This window comes from Borreliella bissettiae DN127, assembly GCF_000222305.1.
GTDB lineage: Bacteria > Spirochaetota > Spirochaetia > Borreliales > Borreliaceae > Borreliella > Borreliella carolinensis.
The window spans coordinates 23,355-41,456 of record NC_015919.1 but is presented as its reverse complement, the minus strand read 5'-3'; the positions used below and the strand labels follow the sequence as shown (position 1 = coordinate 41,456).

The 18,102-nt window shown below is 29.4% G+C and carries 23 protein-coding genes; 4 read left to right on the top strand and 19 right to left on the bottom strand.

The genetic code is table 11. The features are described from left to right. Positions 1–130 precede the first annotated feature (130 nt). The 4 genes from BBIDN127_RS06935 to BBIDN127_RS06920 all read left to right on the top strand — a co-directional run bounded on the left by BBIDN127_RS06935 (position 131) and on the right by BBIDN127_RS06920 (position 3,935). On the top strand, positions 131–754 hold the full coding sequence (locus BBIDN127_RS06935; protein WP_014023240.1) for a hypothetical protein: 624 nt from the start codon (positions 131–133) through the stop codon (positions 752–754). A 348-nt stretch (positions 755–1,102) separates the two neighbouring features. Further along, on the top strand, positions 1,103–1,936 hold the full coding sequence (locus BBIDN127_RS06930; protein WP_014023239.1) for a hypothetical protein: 834 nt from the start codon (positions 1,103–1,105) through the stop codon (positions 1,934–1,936). Positions 1,937–2,036: 100 nt separating this feature from the next. Next, on the top strand, positions 2,037–2,282 hold the full coding sequence (locus BBIDN127_RS06925; RefSeq protein WP_014023238.1) for a hypothetical protein: 246 nt from the start codon (positions 2,037–2,039) through the stop codon (positions 2,280–2,282). Between the two features lie 474 nt (positions 2,283–2,756). Continuing rightward, the gene (locus BBIDN127_RS06920; RefSeq protein ID WP_014023236.1) at positions 2,757–3,935 is read left to right on the top strand and encodes a hypothetical protein; all 1,179 of its coding nucleotides are present in this window, start codon (positions 2,757–2,759) and stop codon (positions 3,933–3,935) included. A gap of 62 nt (positions 3,936–3,997) precedes the next feature. Here the strand turns inward: BBIDN127_RS06920 and BBIDN127_RS06915 are convergent, their stop codons facing one another. From BBIDN127_RS06915 to BBIDN127_RS06825, 19 genes are all read right to left on the bottom strand, one after another. Continuing rightward, positions 3,998–4,567 carry a DUF777 family protein gene (locus BBIDN127_RS06915; protein ID WP_014023235.1) on the bottom strand — a complete coding sequence of 190 codons (570 nt, stop codon included), beginning with the start codon at positions 4,565–4,567 and terminating at the stop codon, positions 3,998–4,000. Further along, complete coding sequence (locus BBIDN127_RS06910) at positions 4,557–5,495, bottom strand: DUF693 family protein (RefSeq protein WP_014023234.1); 939 nt, start codon at positions 5,493–5,495, stop codon at positions 4,557–4,559. Before BBIDN127_RS06910 ends, BBIDN127_RS06915 begins: the two co-directional genes overlap by 11 nt. An 82-nt stretch (positions 5,496–5,577) precedes the next feature. After that, positions 5,578–6,432, bottom strand: a complete 855-nt coding sequence (locus BBIDN127_RS06905; RefSeq protein WP_014023233.1) for a hypothetical protein — start codon at positions 6,430–6,432, stop codon at positions 5,578–5,580. Between the two features lie 39 nt (positions 6,433–6,471). Then, positions 6,472–7,035 carry a DUF792 family protein gene (locus BBIDN127_RS06900; protein ID WP_014023232.1) on the bottom strand — a complete coding sequence of 188 codons (564 nt, stop codon included), beginning with the start codon at positions 7,033–7,035 and terminating at the stop codon, positions 6,472–6,474. 15 nt (positions 7,036–7,050) lie between these two features. After that, on the bottom strand, positions 7,051–8,409 hold the full coding sequence (locus tag BBIDN127_RS06895; protein ID WP_014023231.1) for a hypothetical protein: 1,359 nt from the start codon (positions 8,407–8,409) through the stop codon (positions 7,051–7,053). 33 nt (positions 8,410–8,442) lie between these two features. Beyond that, positions 8,443–8,646: a DUF1322 family protein gene (locus BBIDN127_RS06890; RefSeq protein ID WP_014023230.1), complete on the bottom strand. Its 204-nt coding sequence runs from the start codon at positions 8,644–8,646 to the stop codon at positions 8,443–8,445. After that, on the bottom strand, positions 8,639–9,124 hold the full coding sequence (locus tag BBIDN127_RS06885; protein WP_014023229.1) for a DUF1473 family protein: 486 nt from the start codon (positions 9,122–9,124) through the stop codon (positions 8,639–8,641). The genes BBIDN127_RS06890 and BBIDN127_RS06885 overlap by 8 nt, the downstream gene beginning before the upstream one ends. 100 nt (positions 9,125–9,224) lie before the next feature. Then, the gene (locus BBIDN127_RS06880; RefSeq protein ID WP_010257097.1) at positions 9,225–9,647 is read right to left on the bottom strand and encodes a DUF1463 domain-containing protein; all 423 of its coding nucleotides are present in this window, start codon (positions 9,645–9,647) and stop codon (positions 9,225–9,227) included. Further along, a complete protein-coding gene (locus tag BBIDN127_RS06875; protein ID WP_014023228.1) occupies positions 9,647–10,717 on the bottom strand; it encodes a DUF787 family protein in 1,071 nt (356 codons plus the stop codon). The genes BBIDN127_RS06880 and BBIDN127_RS06875 overlap by 1 nt, the downstream gene beginning before the upstream one ends. A gap of 118 nt (positions 10,718–10,835) precedes the next feature. Then, positions 10,836–11,375, bottom strand: a complete 540-nt coding sequence (locus tag BBIDN127_RS06870) for a DUF764 family protein (RefSeq protein WP_014023227.1) — start codon at positions 11,373–11,375, stop codon at positions 10,836–10,838. Next, the gene (locus BBIDN127_RS06865; RefSeq protein ID WP_014023226.1) at positions 11,356–11,649 is read right to left on the bottom strand and encodes a hypothetical protein; all 294 of its coding nucleotides are present in this window, start codon (positions 11,647–11,649) and stop codon (positions 11,356–11,358) included. Before BBIDN127_RS06865 ends, BBIDN127_RS06870 begins: the two co-directional genes overlap by 20 nt. After that, complete coding sequence (locus BBIDN127_RS06860) at positions 11,646–12,020, bottom strand: DUF1506 family protein (protein WP_014023225.1); 375 nt, start codon at positions 12,018–12,020, stop codon at positions 11,646–11,648. The genes BBIDN127_RS06865 and BBIDN127_RS06860 overlap by 4 nt, the downstream gene beginning before the upstream one ends. Next, positions 12,017–12,469 carry a DUF3890 domain-containing protein gene (locus BBIDN127_RS06855; RefSeq protein ID WP_014023224.1) on the bottom strand — a complete coding sequence of 151 codons (453 nt, stop codon included), beginning with the start codon at positions 12,467–12,469 and terminating at the stop codon, positions 12,017–12,019. The genes BBIDN127_RS06860 and BBIDN127_RS06855 overlap by 4 nt, the downstream gene beginning before the upstream one ends. A gap of 3 nt (positions 12,470–12,472) precedes the next feature. After that, positions 12,473–13,420 carry a hypothetical protein gene (locus tag BBIDN127_RS06850; protein WP_233421671.1) on the bottom strand — a complete coding sequence of 316 codons (948 nt, stop codon included), beginning with the start codon at positions 13,418–13,420 and terminating at the stop codon, positions 12,473–12,475. Then, positions 13,421–14,032 (bottom strand): DUF228 domain-containing protein, encoded by a 612-nt coding sequence (locus BBIDN127_RS06845; protein WP_014023222.1) that lies wholly within the window; start codon positions 14,030–14,032, stop codon positions 13,421–13,423. It abuts the gene before it with no gap. Positions 14,033–14,140: 108 nt separating this feature from the next. Beyond that, positions 14,141–14,737: a DUF1357 family protein gene (locus BBIDN127_RS06840; RefSeq protein ID WP_014023221.1), complete on the bottom strand. Its 597-nt coding sequence runs from the start codon at positions 14,735–14,737 to the stop codon at positions 14,141–14,143. A gap of 11 nt (positions 14,738–14,748) precedes the next feature. Further along, a complete protein-coding gene (locus tag BBIDN127_RS06835; protein ID WP_014023220.1) occupies positions 14,749–15,990 on the bottom strand; it encodes an anti-CBASS protein Acb1 family protein in 1,242 nt (413 codons plus the stop codon). 360 nt (positions 15,991–16,350) lie between these two features. Further along, entirely contained in the window at positions 16,351–16,956 is a 606-nt protein-coding gene (locus BBIDN127_RS06830) for a hypothetical protein (RefSeq protein WP_014023219.1), read from the bottom strand. Between the two features lie 121 nt (positions 16,957–17,077). Next, complete coding sequence (locus BBIDN127_RS06825; protein WP_044055047.1) at positions 17,078–17,716, bottom strand: hypothetical protein; 639 nt, start codon at positions 17,714–17,716, stop codon at positions 17,078–17,080. Positions 17,717–18,102: the final 386 nt, after the last annotated feature.

The window sequence follows — 18,102 nt, the reverse complement described above, 5'->3', positions numbered from 1 at the left end:
ATAAAATCTGTATAAAATGATATCTTATGTAAATAAATTTGGACTTAAGAATAATTAAATATTTATATGTATACAACTTTGAATATTTTAAAAAACAATTTAAATAAATTTAATATTACAAGAGATAAATATGAGTGCAATTGAAAACACCCTAATTTATAAAAATGAACATACAAAACCTTTAAACCCTATTCTTTGTACACAGTTTTACATTAGAACTTACAGCGTAGATTCAAATGCAGCAATTGAAATAAAATCAGAAGCACATTATTTAGACCAATACGATAAAATCACACTAACAAAAGGCAAGCTAAAATCAATTAGTATATTAGCCCACAAAACCAGTATGGATAAAAAAGGTTTAAAAAACCTGCTTCAATTAAAAAATCACAAAGATTTTAATTATTTTTATGAAAATAATTTCATAAGATGTTGTTTGAATTTCGAAGATAAACAAAAAAAAGAACTGAATTTAATGCCCTTGTTTCATTATCACAGTTTATCAAGCATTAACAAGGCAATTCTAAACAAAGATAAATATGGCGATTTGCAATTTGGAAGCTCATTTTACGTATCAACCAATCATAGCTGGAAATATCTAAGCTTTGCCAAATTTCAAAAAAGCCTAAATAAAGTTAAACTTATCTACTCCGCTTATTCTAATAAAAAATATTACATTAAAATAAGTCAAAGCATTTACGATACACTAAAAATATTAATCAATGCTTCAAGGCTTAAAGAATTCATCAAATAATTTTATTTATTAAAATTAAATTAAACACTTCCCACACACGTTTCAAAGAGGCTCTCAGCAAGAGCCCTCTTTGTATAAATTTAAAAACAAGTAAAATTCGTATTTTAAAATATGAGCTATACTTTAAAATAGCTATATACTTAAAATCAAGGCGTAGTCTATAAAATCAATTAATAATACTACTTTTTAACTACCTCCAAAGAAGTTCTTTTTGCAAAAAGAACTTCTTTTTGTAAAAATTAATTTCTACTATTTTTTAAAAAATTTAATCAAATAAGCTTTAAAACACCTTATTAATAATTAATATTATTATATAATGAACAAATCAAAAGGGATAAGGAGAAATAAATGAGTAAAAGAGTAATTTTAATACTGCTAGAAATTTTAATCTTGTCGTGTGATTTATTTACAAACAAAGAACAAAATCCTGAAAAGCAAACATCTGAAAAAAAACCTCCTGAACAACAAGTGCCTGAAAAAAAGGAAATACACAAAGAACGAAAACCCGCAATAAAAATAATCCCCGTAGTATCAATTCAAACGGTAGAAATAAGAGAGTCAAATCAAGTTCCAACAAGTACTGAAGAATACTACAAACAAGCTTACCCGATTCAAACTTTCGATCTTGATTTTAGCATAAAAAGAGAAAAAGAATTTCAACAAACAGAAGATAAAATCTTGCCCGCTGCAGGAAAAGTGGAATCTTTGAGCATCTTAATAAACAAAAAATTGTTAGACTTTAAAAACCAAAAAAATACAAAAACCTCAACTTTAAAAAATCTCAAAGAGATTGAAAATATTGATAATTTCTTCAAAGATCAAGATTTATTATTTGTTTTAACCCTTAAAAATAAAAATGACAACAGCATTATTAGCGTCATGCTTAATCCCCCAAACGACACCCAAACACCCAAAGATTATTTGTTAAAGGACCTTAAAGAAACAATTCAAAAGGGGATAAGTGAGAAATACTTAAATCCTATCTATAGATTTCAAATAAAAAACAACAAAGATTACCATTCAATAGATTACAACAAATTATCTATTAGTGACAAAACAATAGAATTGGATCTAGTACCTCACAAACAAGTTTTTCAAATGAACAAAAATTTAACTAAAATTTTAGACACCCTAACAGACATAAATAATCTAAAATTATTAATTCAAAAAGAATATATCTAAAAATTAAATTATACTTTAAAAATAAAGTATATTTAATTGATTAATATAATTTAATGATATATAATTACACTTAAATTGCTTAGGTTAAAGGAATAATTAAATGGTTAAAAGAAAAATAATATTTATTTCATTTTCAGCATTTATTATGTCTTGTAGTGCGATTGGGCGTGGAGTTTTAATAGATTCTATTCTTCACAATGTGCACAAAGAATTAGAACAAGAGCTAAAAGATGAAAATGGAAAAAAGAAAAATTCACAATCAAAACCCGCAATAAAAGAAAAGGCTGAAAACAGCTCTGAAGAAGATGAAAATGAAGATGATGAAGAACAAGCTGAAGAGTCTTAGTAAAGCAATTAAATCATTTTAATATTTTTAAAATATTTTATTAGCTAACGGTAAAAATTTTAAGCCTACATTTAAATATATTAATATATTCAAAGGAACATCGCTTTTCACCCGATGTTCTCCTTTATTAGTAAATCTGAAAAATTCAAAGTATGCTGTACACTTAGTACAAAGCAAATCTTTTGTATCAAGATAAAATAAAGAAGAATGGTGCTGAAATTTTAGAGAAATTTATAAATTTAAAAATAGCACCACCACTTCAACACCAAATTACTAATGCCCCCAAAGGCAACAATTACAAATTATTAAATTTTAAATTCTACAAAACAGTAAGAATAAAAATTTAAAAATACAAAATCTATGATACCCCCCTAAATCCCCTATTAAGGGGATTTTATATTTAAAATAAAATCAAAATCCAAAAAATGTGGTATAATGTTTCTCAATATTCTTGTTTTAAAGGAGCGTAAGGCTTTGAAAGGCAAGCTTAAAAATGCTTTAAAAATTTCAATATTTGCACCATTGCTGCTAGTTATTAGCTGTAATGCAAATATGGCTACAAATGACAAAAACAAGGCCTTAAACGAATATAAATTACAAAATATCTCAGAAATCATTAAGAACAGCTTGCGGCTTGAATCAGACTCTGGCTTAAAAAAGGACCCCGAATCACAAATAAATCAAGAAACACCCCCTATTTTAGAAATTGAAAAAATTGAACCTGGAAAACAAGAGATTTCCTTAAAACCTGAATTTGAAAACGAAGGCTTAGTGCCGCCAGAAGGGCCGGAAGAAATACATATAGCAAAATCAGAAGAAGAAATTGCAAAAATACAAGAAAAATTATTGTTAATCGGGGCTTCTGATGAAACCACAGAGCAAGAATTAAGCGAAAATATGCAAAAATCTTTAAATCCAAATACAATAGAATTCAAAATCTCAACAACCACCATCAACGAAGTAATACTTACCCCAATTGAAGAAGAAGAAATCAATAATGAGAAAGACAAAATTTTTGACCAAAAAGAAGAAAATGGCACTTTAGAAAATAGCACCTTAAGCAAAGGTGTAACACTCCCAACACAAAATCTGCAAAATCAATTCCAAAAACACAGCACTCACTTGAACAGCAATGGCAACCTTATAACAAAAGAATACGCAAATCAAGTTAGAGATTCTCTAGATAAAGCACTAAATGCAATAAAAAATTTAGAAACATCTAAAGAATTTAAAGAGCTTGAAAGCTCTATCACAAACATAGAAACAACAAAAAATAGATTACTCGAAGAGTTAAAAAAAAGTGAACTTGTTTTTGAAGAAACTAAAGATCCCTTAGGAACAAGCACAATAAAAAGAGTAATAGATGCTGCCAAGAAATGGGGAGAAAAAGAAAACACAAGCCAAATAGACTGGGATTTGGGCTTTAAGTTTCATCCAAACCCAAAACTTTACAACAAATTACTAGCTCAAGAATACAAAGTTTTGGCCGAAAAATTTACTAAAGTAAAAAATGAATACCAAAACACAAAAGAACAGCTAAAAGCTGACTCCAAATTAACAACCAACAGTATCAGCAAAATAATTGACGCAACAGAAGAATTTGTAAACCAAGTGAGAAACTTAATCTTATTGGCAGAAAACAATCATCAATAAAACTTTGACAGCAAAGTTATTCTTAAGAAAAGAAAAATCAAAAGAAAAATCAAAAACCCTCTTCAAGAAATCGGGCCTGTTTTCCCGGTTGTGGTTGTTGGCACACCACTACTATTAACATAAGTTAGCGTACCAGAACTGTGCGTATGACTTTCAAACTTAGTTCCATTAATCTTTAAGTTGCCTTTAATTTCAATATTATCCACATCAATGATCAATTTTTTAGCTTTAAATTTTATATTCTCGCTTTGTGAATCAAAATCTTGCACGCTTAATTTAAACTGATCAAGCTTAATGCCAATGTTCTTAGGATTAAGAACACTTAGAATGTAAAAATAATTTTTATCAAAATGATTATTATCATTTTCTTGAAAAATATTAAAATTACTTTGAAGTAAAACCACCTCATCTTCTGCTGCTAAATCAAGATTAAAGTTAGATATGCTGCAAGTACTAATCTTTAACCCTTCGTATTCTTTAATGGTAACAACGCCCGTTTGAGTTTTAAAGTCAAAGCTTTTAATAACGCCTATTCTGCAAATAAAAACATTCTCAAAAAGAAACTGCTTTAACGCACCAACAGCAGAACCCCTCAGGCTACCCGACCCCACGCACAAATCATTATTTTGCATAATAGATTCCTTTTTTATTCTCACAGTAAAGCTCAAGATTTAAAACGCACTCTCTGGTGCTGCTTAATCTGGCACTGGTGTTTTTAACCCTGCAGTTGATGGTATTTCCATGTCTGTCTTTAAAGCTTAGATTATCTGCAATTTTAATGTTGTGCGTAAACATCACTTGTGCTTGATACAAACTCAAACCGGGCTTAAACCCCAAAGAATCTCTTTGGCACGGGACAAACAAAAGCCCATAATCTTCAAGTCTTTTGCACTCGCCAGAAACAGATTGTTCAAAATTCATAAAAATAAACCTTGAATCAACATCTTGCCCAGGACTGCCAATCTCAACAATAACAGAGTCAACGTACCCTTGTCGCCTTAGGTATTCTATTAATCCTTTTGGCGAATTGCAAGCAAAGCTCTCTTTGATAACTTTTGTTTTTTCAAATTCATTCATAAAAAAAATTGCTTTGTCCTTAAACACATGCTTTATTGCATCAGCAATAGTGCTGCCTTTGAAATTTTTATACTGAAATTTTCTCTCTAAAAAGGTCGCTCTGGACAAAAGATACAATTCAAACTCAAAGCTAAAATTCTCAAGACCACCAATTCTTTCAACAGGCGCTTTTAAATATCCGGCCATAATAAACCGGTAATCTTGCTGGTCTGAGAACTTTTTATAATAAATTTTTACAATATCTGCTGCCTTAAAATCAGAAAAATCTAAAGGCGCATTAAAAATTTGAAGTTTGGACTTTTTACTAGTTATTAAACTATTCTCAGAATATGTATTTTGAATAAAAATATTCAAATCAGGCACACCATTTTGAGTAGTAATAACAATTTTGGGCCTTGGGCCTGCAAGTCTACCGCCAAGGCTATTTTTAGAATCAACTGCGTTGTAAAACTCAACCTTAAAATCGTATTGAAAAATTAACATCTTTTTTAAATAAAACCCCTTTTTAAATTAACAAGTTATTAATTAAATTAATATTAAATTAATAACTTGTTAATTTAAAAATTTAGCTAAACTGACCCTCAAGAGAATCAAAAAACTCATCTTCACTTTGATCTTCACTAAGCGCATCAACTTCACTTTCGCTTTCATCTTGGTAATCACTTTCACCTTCATCTTGGTAGTCGCTTTCGCTTTCATCTTGGTAGCTGCTTTCTAGCTCGTCTGAGTTTTGGTCTGGATCAGCTAAAAACTCACCTTCTGCACGGCCAAGATCATACTTGTTTAAGATTCGTCTTTTGTTGCATTTTTTTTCACCTTGCGATCTTTTGGAAGGTTTAGAGCTTGAAAGCTTCAGGCCAACAGATTTGTTAGTTTTGCTTAAAGGCTTCAAGCTGCTTTGATCATCAAATATTCTTTTTCTAAAATTTTCACGAGAATTTTCACGAGATTTTACATTATTAAGCCTACTACTAATACTTAATTGATAGTTTTCTAGAAAAAGAGCTTTTTTAATAATTTTCTCTACAACAAGCTTTGTATATTCCGGATTTTCAATAAAGCTTTTATTTTTATAATTTCTTGTTAAATATTTATACTTTCTAATAATCTTAATTAGTGGTAATTCCACCTCTTTTTGAAATCTGCTCAAAGTAAGTTTCCGTTTTATTATTTTTTGCAAATTATTACAATAAGCATTCAGCGCATTAAGCTTAGCAAGTATTTCTTGGCTTTTGATGCTGCCGGCTTTGTCTTGAGATTTGATTAAAATCCCATTGTCAATGTCGTGCATTAATACATACGCCAAATCTATGTCTTTTTTGAAATTCCATTTTTTAAAATTAAATGGTCTTGCCACACTTGCGTATGTTGTTGAAACAATAAATAAAAAAAATATTAAAATAAACTTAAATTGTCTCATTAATATTCTCCTAATATTTAGATGTTTTTAATTAATATTTTAACCTTTATAAGTCAAAATATTAAACGTTTTGCAAATTTTTACTTGCAAACTAATTTCAACCTCCTCAAGATAAACTGTGTCTTTAAGCTTTAAAGAATTAATGCTTACCACCTCATGAAATCCTACCGAAGGGCTGTAAATGCTGTAATAAACACCCAGATTAAACCTTTGCCTGAATTGCATTTTTATAAAATTGCTATTAAATTCTAAAACACTGTTCATAAAAGGAGTTTCTCTTAAAGCTCTTAGTAAAGTTTGATCATAAATAGATGACAAAATCCCTTTATTAATTGTTATAATCTCAGGCCTTGGAGTAATGTTAAAATTTACATATTCACTTTTTGTATTGGTAAAGTCAATTACCGCTCGGTCTGAGCTTACGCTTGAGAGATTTTCTTCTATTAGATCATGCTTTGTAAAAATAAAAAATAGTTGGGGAATGTACCCAAGGCCTTTAAAATCAAGCCTTGGAAAAAGTAAAACAAAATTAGAAATGCTTGCTAAACTTGAGATTTGATTTACAATCTCTTTTATTAAATTACTGGCTTGCTCTTTAATCACTTAAAACCTCTTTTCTTAAGGCATTCCAAAATCATCATCAATTCCTCTTGAATTAAACTCACTAGCACTATTTAGCAAATTTGTAATGTGCTCAACCAAAGGCAAGCTTTCAAAAGCTTGTGCTAAAATAATGCCAAGATTTGAAAAAGTATTTCTTAAAGGGTCTAGCACGCTGCTTGTAAAATCGTAATTTTTAGCCCACTCTAAAAGTTCTAAAGTTTTTTCTAAAAGCGGGCCTAATCCGGGCTCAAGGGCAGCATTTATTATTTTGCTGCTATTTAAAATCTCAGGCTCAAACTTTGAATTTTTTAAAGAACTTGTTGGCATTTTAAAACTTAAAACTTTTTCTAAATTATTCTCACCCTTTAGAAAATCGCTTACCAGGCCAATCGCTTTTAAGTCATTTTTGGCGTACCCTTCGTTTTTTAAGTTTTGCGCAAGCTCAACAATAAAAGAGAAATCATTTGGATTTGAGCTTGAGCTTGAATTTGGATTTGAATTTTGCGAACTTTGAAGAATATAAAGTTTTCTTAAAAAATCATTTCTCTCAAGCTCTGTTTCAAAAGATCTTTTTCTTTTTAGTATTTTATTTGCACTTTCTTTTTGATTATCTTTGTATACCAAATTTTCAAGATTTAGCTTGGTCTTTTTGTCTTTTAAATTTTGAAATTCTTCTAAAGGCAAATTTAAATCATTAAAACCATTTTTTATATTAAAAAAATCAACTGGGCTTGGGCCTTTAAAAAGATCTCTAAAGGACATCAAATTTTTAAAAACAATCTGGCTGTTTTCGTTTTTCAAACCTAAAGGTTCTTGCAAATCCTTAAAAGGGGGCTTGTTAAAATTGGAATTTGATCTAAAGTCTTTTGGTAGATTAGTTTGATCTTTGAAGCAATTATTAATAAAATTCTGCTTAAAAGTGCTTTTAATATTTTCAGTTTTAAAATATGAATAATGGCTAGAGCCAAGATCTAATTTATCTACTTTTGACTTTGAATATGAGCTTAGACTACTTTTATTCTCATTTAAGCATCCAGCAGGCAAACCACTTTTGTCTTTCAAGTCAAAATTCAAATCCAAACCACTAAAATCTTTAAAAGAATTACTTTTGCCAAAATCATTCAAAGATTTAAAACTTGCTGATTTTTGAAAATTGTCACTTTTGAGAGTTTTATGGCTCTCGGGCCTTTTAAGGCTTAAAGATAAAAAATCTTTACTGCCTTTCCCAATCAAACCGCCAAACCCTTGGCTTAAAAAATTTTCCCTTTTTAGGCTTAAAAGCTCTTTTTTTAAATTACTCTTGGTGGCATTTCTGTCAAGAACACCTTCTAATGTAATTGTGAATTTATTCTCATTATTGTTTTCTTCGTACATAAAAACCTTTAAAATATACTTTAAAACATACTACTAAAACAAAAACCTCTCGTATATTTCCTTGTTAAGCTTTAAGCTTGCTACTCGGTTAACCTCTACAAGTTCTTTGTAGCTCATTTTTTTAACGTCTTTGTACGTACAAATGCCCATTACAATAGGAAAATAATACTTATTGGCTTCTCTTGTCAAATAGTCTATGTATTTAAAATAATTGGTCGCAATCTCTTGCTTATTCATTGCCACCTTCTTGAAAAGACTCAAAACCAGGCTTTAAAGAATCTTCAAAGCTTAAGTCTGAAGGCTTGCTTGTAATTAAAAAATCATAACTCCAGCGCTCGTCAATGTAGTCATACTTAATGTAGTCGCCGTTTTTGTCTTGAAAACTTTCAACGTAAACTAAGCCGGGCTTTTTAAAACCTTCTATTGTTTCAAAAAATGAATGCTGAACTGAAAAAAGAATTGTGGGAAGAGCGTACTTGTAAAGCTCAGAATATTTTCTCTCTTGGTTTAAGATTTCGTAAAATTCATCTAAAAAACCTCTTGAGATCATTAGTTTGGTTATTTCTTTTAATGTTCGCAGATCATTAAGTTTGCTAATAAGTTCATCTCTTTCAACATCAAATCCCAAAATACTGTCCCACTCGTACATCGGAATATCTTTTAAAACGTATGTATGTGTTTTGGCTTTGGTTAATATTTTTAACTTGTATCTCATTTTAAATTTTTATCCTTTAATTAAAACATTTTTAAAACTTTAAAACTTTTTTAAAACATTTTTATTGTTCAACAATTGCAATCAAATTGCTTTTAACTTTTTAACTTGCCTTCTCAACATCACAATTGATTGCATGAATTGTAAACTTAACAGTATCATTATCAGCTGAATACTTTCTAGTTGGAATTTCTGCAAAAAAGGCGCTATTTGAAATAATTTTAAGTCCCATTTGATCGTTAAAAACCAATCTTTTTAATTTTTTAGATTTTGGCACATTCTCGTAAAATTGCTCATTGCTTAGCTTTGTTAAAAGCTTGTAATCAAGAGACCCTTTGCTTACTTCTAAATCAAAAATATGAACAACGGTTCTTGGATCTCTAAAGCTTGGAATTGGAAAATTTCTGTCTTCTGTGCTTGCTTTGGCCATTACATTAGGCTCTGTGCTGTACTCAAGAGTGCCTGTGTCTATTAAATTGTCATTAAAGCTAAAAAATATTAAATCCAGTGAATAATATTCTCTCATTATGATACTCTCCTTAAATATTCGTTTATCTCTTGTGTTGTTATTACTAAATTAACACTATTAAAACTGTCATTGTACTTAAGTGCAACTTCTAAGCTTAAGCTTAAGCCTTCAGAAGAGTTGACTTTAAGTTTAATCTGTTTATAAGAGACAATAAGGCCCTTTTGTTTAAGTTCGTGGAAAAAACATTCAAGCCCTGCTGTGTATTCGTTTGGCAAATTGCCGTCCAAATTTAAAGCACCAAGCTTGCTGTTAGCTCTATTGTTTTTATTCCAAATCCTAATAAGCTCTTTTATTGCTTCATTTTTAATGTAAAAAAGCGTAAAAGCTTCATCAATCGGGTCGCCTGAGAGACTAACTCCTTCTTTGAAAGCTAAAATGCCGTCATTGCCGGTTTCATTCAAAAGAGAGTAAAAATTAATATTGGATTTTCTAAGCGAGTCAATTAAAAAGTCATCATAAACAGGAACAGAGTTTAAAATCATACCATAAGGATTAACAGCGTGAAAAATGCTTGCTTGATGCAAATAAACTGATGTAAACTTAAGGTGCAAATTTTGATTGCCGGCGTAAACAGCAATAACATTTTTAAGCTCGCTTTTGTCTTTGCCTTTTAAAAAATTTGGTAAGTTGCCATCTTTGGCAGAAATTACAATAAAATTGCAAATTTTTCTAATCTCTTCAAAATCACTACTAATAGTATCTTCTGATTGATTTACAAAAACTACAAACGGATGTAAATTGGATTTTAAAAAATCTTTAATCTCTTTAATCTGGTTGTAAACATAAAAATCAACAGACTTAAGTCCTTCTTGCCCAAAAAAATCACCCATTGATTTTTTTAAAGCGCCTATTTGCTCTTCTGCTATTTTTTTCTTAGAAGAGTCAGACTCTTGGGTCTTTTGAATCTCAAGCTTTTCAAGCAGATCTTCTAAATTTGTAATACTTAATGCCAAGTGTTTGCTTGCTAAAACATTGCTTTTATAAATTAAAAGCGGACTGTAATAATTAATGTTGTTGAAAGCTAATCTGTTTTGCACCAAACTAATGCTTATTGTATCTTTTGGCATTTATCCTCCTTTTTAAATTTCTTTTTTTAATTTTTATTTATTTTTATTTTTATTTTTATTTTTATTTTTTCAATTTCTTTTAATTTCTTTTAATTTCTTTTAATCTTTTTCAAAGAATTTATCTCTCTTGTTTTAAAACCTGTATATTTGCAATAAAAATCTGATTAAAACTAAAACACATATTGGCATGCATATTAGAAACGCCAAGAAGCCCATCATTATTCAAATTGCTAATCGAGCACAGATAATAAGTTAAAAGCAAACAAGAACCACTCTCAAGCTCTTTTGTAAACTCAAACCTAAATCTATTCTCGTGTAAAAATTCTAAAAAGTGTTCATACACTTTGCAAATGTTCTCATAAGAATCTCTGTAAGCTTTAAGTAAAATAAAACTTAAAAAATAAAGCGAAAACCTTAATCTAAACTCATTAAACTCTTTAAAAGAATTTCTACCCCCCAAATTTCTGGGCGTAAGCCCCTCGAAAGACTCACTTTTTAATACAAGTAAATTACTAGTATTTGTAGCAAACTTTTCCAAATATGGGTGATTATAGGTATTTAAGATTTCTAATTCTATTTCTTTAAGATCCAAATATTTTTTAAAGTTTGTAAGTATTTTTATTAAAAACTGTACAGATTCATTTAGTCCTACAATCATGATTGTCCTTTTTTAAGCTTGGGTCTATTTGCCTGCTAAGTGAATAATTTTTATAAAAAACCTTAAACTGATCTTTTATTTCAACAAGCCCTTTTTGAATAGATTTTCTAAAAGCTGTTTTTATTCCTTTGTTTGAAAAAATATTAGAATAAAACTCTTTGTAAAAGGCTTTTGCTAGTTTGAAATCAAGCTCTCTTTTAAGTTCTTCAGATTTGATATTAACACTATTTTCTGCATTAAAAGAAATGTTTTTAAATTTAATTTTTACACTCAACAAGAGCTCCTTAAAACCAGAGTATTGTAATTTAGACCTTCTTTGTAGCTCTTTAGCACCCCCAATATTGAATAAACATCGTCAAAAATCTTAACCAAATCTCCGTACTCAAATTCCAAATTATCAAGAGTATACACCTTGGCGTAAATATTTTTATCAAAAATATTTACGCCTTCAATCTCAACCACCTCTTCTGGATTTATTAACAAAAACATTCCTTTAAAAACAACAGTATCAGAACTTTTAAATATAGACTCATAAGATGCACTTAGTGGATCTTTGATTATTCTAAATTTACAGAAAAAAAGTTCTTGTGAATATATGCCTATAATATTACTTAAACCTGTATTAATCATCTCTAAAGACTTCATTTAACCACTCCTATTAGAGCGCTTTTTGCTCCTAAATCTTTTATTAAACTATCCAAACATTTGCAAAAATCACCCCCACACCCGCTGGAATCAAGATTTGTGGGGAAATATTCTAATGATATCTCTTTAAATTTTTCGGACTTGATGTTATTTAAACTAAAACCTTTTAATCTGTTTCGTTTTTTTAGCTCACAACCAATAAAATAATAAATCAAAACAAACATTGTAGAATCATTTAAATTTTTAATTCTTATTCTCTTATGAATTAAAATATTCTCAAGTAAATTTAAATACAAAGAAAATTCTTTAATGCTTAGATCTTTAAAATCAAGCATTAAAAGACTAAGTATTTGCTCATAAACCGTTTGAAGTGATTCTAAATTATTACTCTTTAGAGTTTTTAAATTTTCACTTAAAGCCTGATTGGTATCTACTTTGCTGTCATTCATTTTTTAGCTCAATTTTATTCTAAGGATTGAATTTTTTGTTGCCAAAATTGTTCCAATAGAAAAGTCAAGAAAACTTGTTCTAAAATTACTACTTGAAACTTCTGTGTATGAATTTAATATTGGCTGATGCCCGTCTTTTAAAAGCAGCAGTTTGCTACTTCTTGGATATATTAAAATTTCATCGTCTAGTAAATTTGTAGTCTCAAGCTCAATATCTGCATCATTATTAATTGCGCTTATAAAATCAAAAAGCATGTCTTTGTATGAATAATTGTTGTTTGGAAGCCTTTCAAGAAGAAGGCCCTTGATTTTGCTAGTTGTAAGTATTTTAAAAGGCACCTTTCTTTCATCTTCTAAATTAATCTTTGAAAGTTCATCATTTATTGATTTTATTTGATCTAATATGTTTGTCTGTTTAACTGTTTTGTCTATTTGGTTTGGAAGATTCAAAAGTCCGTACATAGTTTCATTGTTAGACTCATCAACAAGAAGAGTTCTTTTGCTGCCTCTTGAGAGTGTAAGCCCGCCCCTTAAATAGTGCGCACTCATTAACTTTTGTATCTCAATTATTGCTCCCAAGAGTCCTTCTCTCATATTAATATTTGTGCTTGCCTCTACGCTAACTTTTCCATCTGGCGCGTAGTACGTAAATGCATACTGAAAAGGCAAATAATTAATTTTTACTATTTGTCTTTGAAATTTTATTGTTGAGACTGTGTTAAAATCATTAACCTTTAATGTAGGAACGTCTGTTAAATTAGAATACCACTTAATAATTCTGTCGCTTCCAAGAGAAATATTACTACTTTGTATTTGCTGTGAATCTAGAAAATGATAATATTCCGGGATTGGGCATTCTTTAACCAAAACATCCCTTACTGTGTTTATATACTCGTCGTTATTTAATATGTTCTCATCCATTTCAAATTCTCCTATTTTAAATTCTCCCATTTAAATTGCATCTTTTATTTGCTTAACCAAAAAAAGAACCCTAACCCCGTAAACATCTCTTCTGTCTTTAAATTCTAAAGAGGGGCCTAATGCTAAAGCGTGAATAATTGATGCATTCTTACTAGATTTTTCTAAAACCCCTTCGCTGTTTATTATTAATTTGTCTTCTGCTTTAATAGTTTTGTCTTTGGTAATCAAAACACATTCAAAACTACAAGTAATCGGAACAACCGTACCAGTTTTTGAAAAATCGTCAAAGTCCACACAAACCCCGTAAAGATCATTACCGCCGCCTCTTGCTATTTGCAGGTGCGAGCCATTAACAATCAGCTTAACCCCACATTTGTAGCAAAAATCTAAAGCTTGGTAATTTTCAAACTTATCAGCAGAAGAGCTTTTAAGTCCGCCTTTTTGAGAAAAATAAAACCCTTCTTCTTGAAATTTAGAACTGCTCTCAAACACCGGGTAACTGCCAGCAGTAACGCTTTGAAGTTTGTCTAAAACAATTTTTTGAACCTGATTTTTCTTTAAACTTTCAAGCTGACTTTCAAGTTCTACTTTTGATGCTTTTAGTTTTTCTATCTCTTTTTGAAAATCAATTGAATCACTCATTAATAATCTCCTTTTTTAAATTAATTTTTCATTTAATTCTCATTTAAATTTTTCATTACAAGCTTAAATTACAAAAATTCAAACAAATTTAAGCTAACTAAAGCTAATTTAAGCCAATGATTTTTTATTAAAATAAAATTCATTCTTAACCTCTTCCCACTCATTAAGCATTGCTTCTCTTAAATCATGATGCGTGTTTAAAAAAGCATTCCCGGCTCTTAAATTATTTTTTTGATCTAAGTTTATTCTTTGAAAATTTATAACTTTGTATGAATTTTCTGAATTCTTATTCTGATCAATGTTGGTCTTTGCAAGCCTTATTAATATTGCACGAGAAGATGAGTCAATCTCTTCAAGGGGACAAGTTCCAGCTACCGCAAATATTTGAGCTGATTTTACATACTTTCTAATAAGCTCTTCGGCTTGTCCTTTTACAACCTCTTTAAAAGAATACCCTTTTGCTAAAAGATTTTCTGTATTATACTCAAAACTTAAATTATCATTTGCAAGTTTATTTATCTCAACAGATTCTCTTAAATCATTGTGAAAAGAATTGCCGGCTAGGTTGCTGCTTGCACTTTTGAGATTTTTATATTCCAAGAACTCTTTAAAAAGCACATCGCTTAAAACTTCATTGCTTTTGACTCCGAGCTCTTTTAAATCTTCTTGGCTGTTTTTGTCTGCACTTGATGCCATTATTTCCATAATTACTCCTTTTAAATAACCAAACTTAATTGCTCTTTTAAATTTTCTTTTGCCTTGTCACTTAGATTTTCATTTTCAATTAGCTTTAAATATTTAAAATAAACATCAAGAAGCAAATTGTCTTTTTGAAGTCTTTGCTCATAACTTAAAGCTTCAAGCTCATTAAACTTCATATTTAGCCTGTAATATTTGTTAAGCTTGAGATTGCACGCATTAGCAACAGATTCTTGAACGCCTTTTAAATAATCATAATAATTGCTTTTGTCTCCCTTGCCGCTGCTACCAAGCCCCTTGACTTGCTCATTAAAACTTCTAGTTAAAGGCTCTTTAGTATCAGCACCAATTTTTGCTTTAACAAGTTCAAATGCGTCTTTTAAAAACTCTAAATCATATTTTATTACCTCTAGACGCGCATTCTCTGATGCTGTATAAAAAATTCCATCATTGTTTAAAGCGCTTTTAATCTTACTAAGTTCTCTGCTAAGCTGTTCAGAAGCACCACTTAATTCTTGAAAACTTTTGTTTGGCTGTTGAGCTTTAAAAAAGGTGGAAAATATTTTGCCTTTACTGTTTGCTAAAGCGTTAATTTCTTCTTTTGCAAGCTCTAAAGATTCAATAAGTTCTACCAAATGTTCGTCTTTGTAAAACAAAAAATTATAATTTCTTATTCTTTTTTCTATTTCAAAATAAATTTGCTCCAAAAGACAAATGTTAAGCAGCAAACTTTGCGTGTAAGCGGGTTCTTGCGTACCTAAAACATAATCATAATTTTCATAAACTATTACTCTGCTTTTATCTATTTTTACAACTCTTGCCTTCTCAAAACCGTCCGGGTCTTTTGAATTAGAAAGGTACTCTATGTAGCTAGAATCTCTTTTGTTAATAATTTTTTGAAAATCCAAATATTTAAAACCTGTGGGTAATTCGCTGTTAACCTTTTTGCTTAAATCTTCATCTTCGCTTTTGGGTTTTACTAAAATATAACCTGCTCCATTAAATCTATAGCTTATCATTGCTTCAAGAAGAGCTTCTTTTAACTCTAACTTTAAGCCAAAAAGAGAACTACTGCTTTCTTTCAAACAAGACGTTTCAAGCAAGCTTAAATTAACTCCATTCTTGAGTGCATCTTCTGCTGTACTTTCTATGTAATTTCTAAAAAAAATTGAATACCTATAAACATCAATAGGATTAATTTGGGATTTATTGTTTTTTATTTCCATTTTAAATTCGTTAATTATTTTTTTAAATATCATTATACATTATTATATCAAAAACAGTTTTTTATGCAAATTATTATTATTTAATATTAATTATCAAACAATACTGATATGCAAAATGTAAACATTAATGTAAATATTAAAATTCGTTTAAAATTTTAGAAAAAAACTAATACGTTTTATAGGATTTATGCTAATATTAATTAAAGAATATAAGTAAAACTTGCAAAATATTCTGCTTATTTTTACTCGCATTGTTAAAAGATATAAATTATAAAATAATATTAAAAAGAAAATTAAATTAATACTTTATCCAATCCCAATAAATATTAAAAAGGTAGAGAGCTGTTTCTCTACCTTTTAATATTGAAATGCAGAAAATCCAATTGCATTCAACTAAATATAAAAAAATAAACCCTGCTTGCCTTCTATTCCCCTTTGAGCAATAAAAGATGCCGCCAAAAGGGATGCTCTTATTGCCTTTATTAAGGCTTTGTCTGCTTGAAATGTGAATTTAATAACTAAAAGTAGCCCAGAAAGAAATTCTCTTTTCTTTAAATTTTCAATGCTACTAATCTCCTCTTCAGCTGATTTTATTCCTTCTTCATCTTCATGTAAAAAATCAATCTCTTTTAACCCCACTGAGTCAATTTCACTTACTGTATGAGAATCAAAATTGACTACCGTCCAATAAAATACTTTTAAAATCTTGTCAACAATCCTAAATGTTACAGGAATATCAAAATCAGAAATTTTATCAAATTCTAAAAGTAGGTGATTGTTTAGCCTTTTGGCCAGATTGATCACAGAAATAAGTTTTGATTTTGATTTTTGAACCCTTAAATGAGCATCTTGTGAATCCTTTGTATTTAAAATTTTATTTAAATTAGTCTCTACTTCTAAGGCAGAATTAATAATTTGAGTTGATAATTCTTCGACAAATTCAATATTATTAAATTTGAAATTTTGAAAATTACTCTTTGCATTATTGTTCTCACTCATACCCTAATAAAGATATATCCTTAAAAAGATACTTAAAGGTCATAACTTAAAAGTCTTTTTAAAAATATAAAAACAGGTTCCATCGGAACCTGTTTTTATAAAGAAATCGCATTTTACATCTTTAAACATTTCCAAAATTTGCCAAATTTTTCAATTCGTTGTTGTTATCACTTTGGGTAAATACCCTTTTGATTACTTTAAAAATCTCTTCATTGCATTTCTCAGGCTTTTGAACGCTCTCATCACTTTCTTTTTTGTACTCATCAACACCAAACGCATCAGCTACCTTTTGAAAAAATAAACTTAAAGCCTCGCCTTTGCTATTTTTAATCTTGTAACAAACATATTCTTTAAAGCCCAAGGATTGCTGCTCGGTGGGTCTTTGCTTTTTACTTGCATCTACTGCTTTAGATACAATCCCGCAAATATTATCAAAATAACTTATAAACTCTTTTTGTCTGTTAACATCCTTAGAAAGCCAATCAAAAAATTCTTTATAAGATTTCTCGTATTCAGCTTTTAAAGTATCTTCTCTACCATTAGCACCCATTGCATCTTTTAAAAATACTTTTAAAGTCTCTAACTTTTCAGCTTCTTCAGGAGTTAAAGAATTCTCTTCAGGAATCAGCTCCTTAGCTACATTGCCAACAACAAGAGGAGTGTCATCTCCAGAATAAATTTCTGTAAGCGACTTAACATCGCCAAACTGCTTACAAGAAAACACCGCAAATATCATTAATAAAATACTTATCCTTTGCATCACAACCTCCGATAAAATAAGTCGTCATTATAGTTCATTTTCTAGCATTCTCAAGACATGCAAATAAAGGTTTAATTTTATTTGAATTATTTGAAAAAAAATAAAGAGAGATATATATTTGTCTTATTGTTATAAATCAACAATTCATTGAAAACTTCTTTAAAACTACAAATAGGGTCTTGAAGACCCTATTTGTAGTTTTAAAGAAAAAGTGTCCACAGGGTGGAAAAATAATGTGTCTTTTTTTTGGTCTTTTTCTTTAAATTTCCTTTGAATCCTTTGAATAAAAACCATTTATTTAGCAAATAACCAAAAAATAAAAAAAGCCTTAAAACGTCAAACAAAGACATAAAATATTTTAAAAAATTATATTGCAATATAATTTG

Bases quoted from the DNA above. Each gene is read 5' to 3' on its own strand.
- BBIDN127_RS06825 (WP_044055047.1), bottom strand. From the start codon at position 17,716: ATGCAAAGGATAAGTATTTTATTAATGATATTTGCGGTGTTTTCTTGT.
- BBIDN127_RS06880 (WP_010257097.1), bottom strand. From the start codon at position 9,647: ATGAGAGAATATTATTCACTGGATTTAATATTTTTTAGCTTTAATGAC.
- BBIDN127_RS06915 (WP_014023235.1), bottom strand. From the start codon at position 4,567: ATGCAAAATAATGATTTGTGCGTGGGGTCGGGTAGCCTGAGGGGTTCT.
- BBIDN127_RS06925 (WP_014023238.1), top strand. From the start codon at position 2,037: ATGGTTAAAAGAAAAATAATATTTATTTCATTTTCAGCATTTATTATG.
- BBIDN127_RS06935 (WP_014023240.1), top strand. From the start codon at position 131: ATGAGTGCAATTGAAAACACCCTAATTTATAAAAATGAACATACAAAA.
- BBIDN127_RS06885 (WP_014023229.1), bottom strand. From the start codon at position 9,124: ATGAGATACAAGTTAAAAATATTAACCAAAGCCAAAACACATACATAC.
- BBIDN127_RS06850 (WP_233421671.1), bottom strand. From the start codon at position 13,420: ATGGGAGAATTTAAAATAGGAGAATTTGAAATGGATGAGAACATATTA.
- BBIDN127_RS06870 (WP_014023227.1), bottom strand. From the start codon at position 11,375: ATGATTGTAGGACTAAATGAATCTGTACAGTTTTTAATAAAAATACTT.
- BBIDN127_RS06855 (WP_014023224.1), bottom strand. From the start codon at position 12,469: ATGAATGACAGCAAAGTAGATACCAATCAGGCTTTAAGTGAAAATTTA.
- BBIDN127_RS06930 (WP_014023239.1), top strand. From the start codon at position 1,103: ATGAGTAAAAGAGTAATTTTAATACTGCTAGAAATTTTAATCTTGTCG.
- BBIDN127_RS06910 (WP_014023234.1), bottom strand. From the start codon at position 5,495: ATGTTAATTTTTCAATACGATTTTAAGGTTGAGTTTTACAACGCAGTT.
- BBIDN127_RS06895 (WP_014023231.1), bottom strand. From the start codon at position 8,409: ATGTACGAAGAAAACAATAATGAGAATAAATTCACAATTACATTAGAA.
- BBIDN127_RS06845 (WP_014023222.1), bottom strand. From the start codon at position 14,032: ATGAGTGATTCAATTGATTTTCAAAAAGAGATAGAAAAACTAAAAGCA.
- BBIDN127_RS06905 (WP_014023233.1), bottom strand. From the start codon at position 6,432: ATGAGACAATTTAAGTTTATTTTAATATTTTTTTTATTTATTGTTTCA.
- BBIDN127_RS06860 (WP_014023225.1), bottom strand. From the start codon at position 12,020: ATGAAGTCTTTAGAGATGATTAATACAGGTTTAAGTAATATTATAGGC.
- BBIDN127_RS06840 (WP_014023221.1), bottom strand. From the start codon at position 14,737: ATGGAAATAATGGCATCAAGTGCAGACAAAAACAGCCAAGAAGATTTA.
- BBIDN127_RS06835 (WP_014023220.1), bottom strand. From the start codon at position 15,990: ATGATATTTAAAAAAATAATTAACGAATTTAAAATGGAAATAAAAAAC.
- BBIDN127_RS06890 (WP_014023230.1), bottom strand. From the start codon at position 8,646: ATGAATAAGCAAGAGATTGCGACCAATTATTTTAAATACATAGACTAT.
- BBIDN127_RS06875 (WP_014023228.1), bottom strand. From the start codon at position 10,717: ATGCCAAAAGATACAATAAGCATTAGTTTGGTGCAAAACAGATTAGCT.
- BBIDN127_RS06830 (WP_014023219.1), bottom strand. From the start codon at position 16,956: ATGAGTGAGAACAATAATGCAAAGAGTAATTTTCAAAATTTCAAATTT.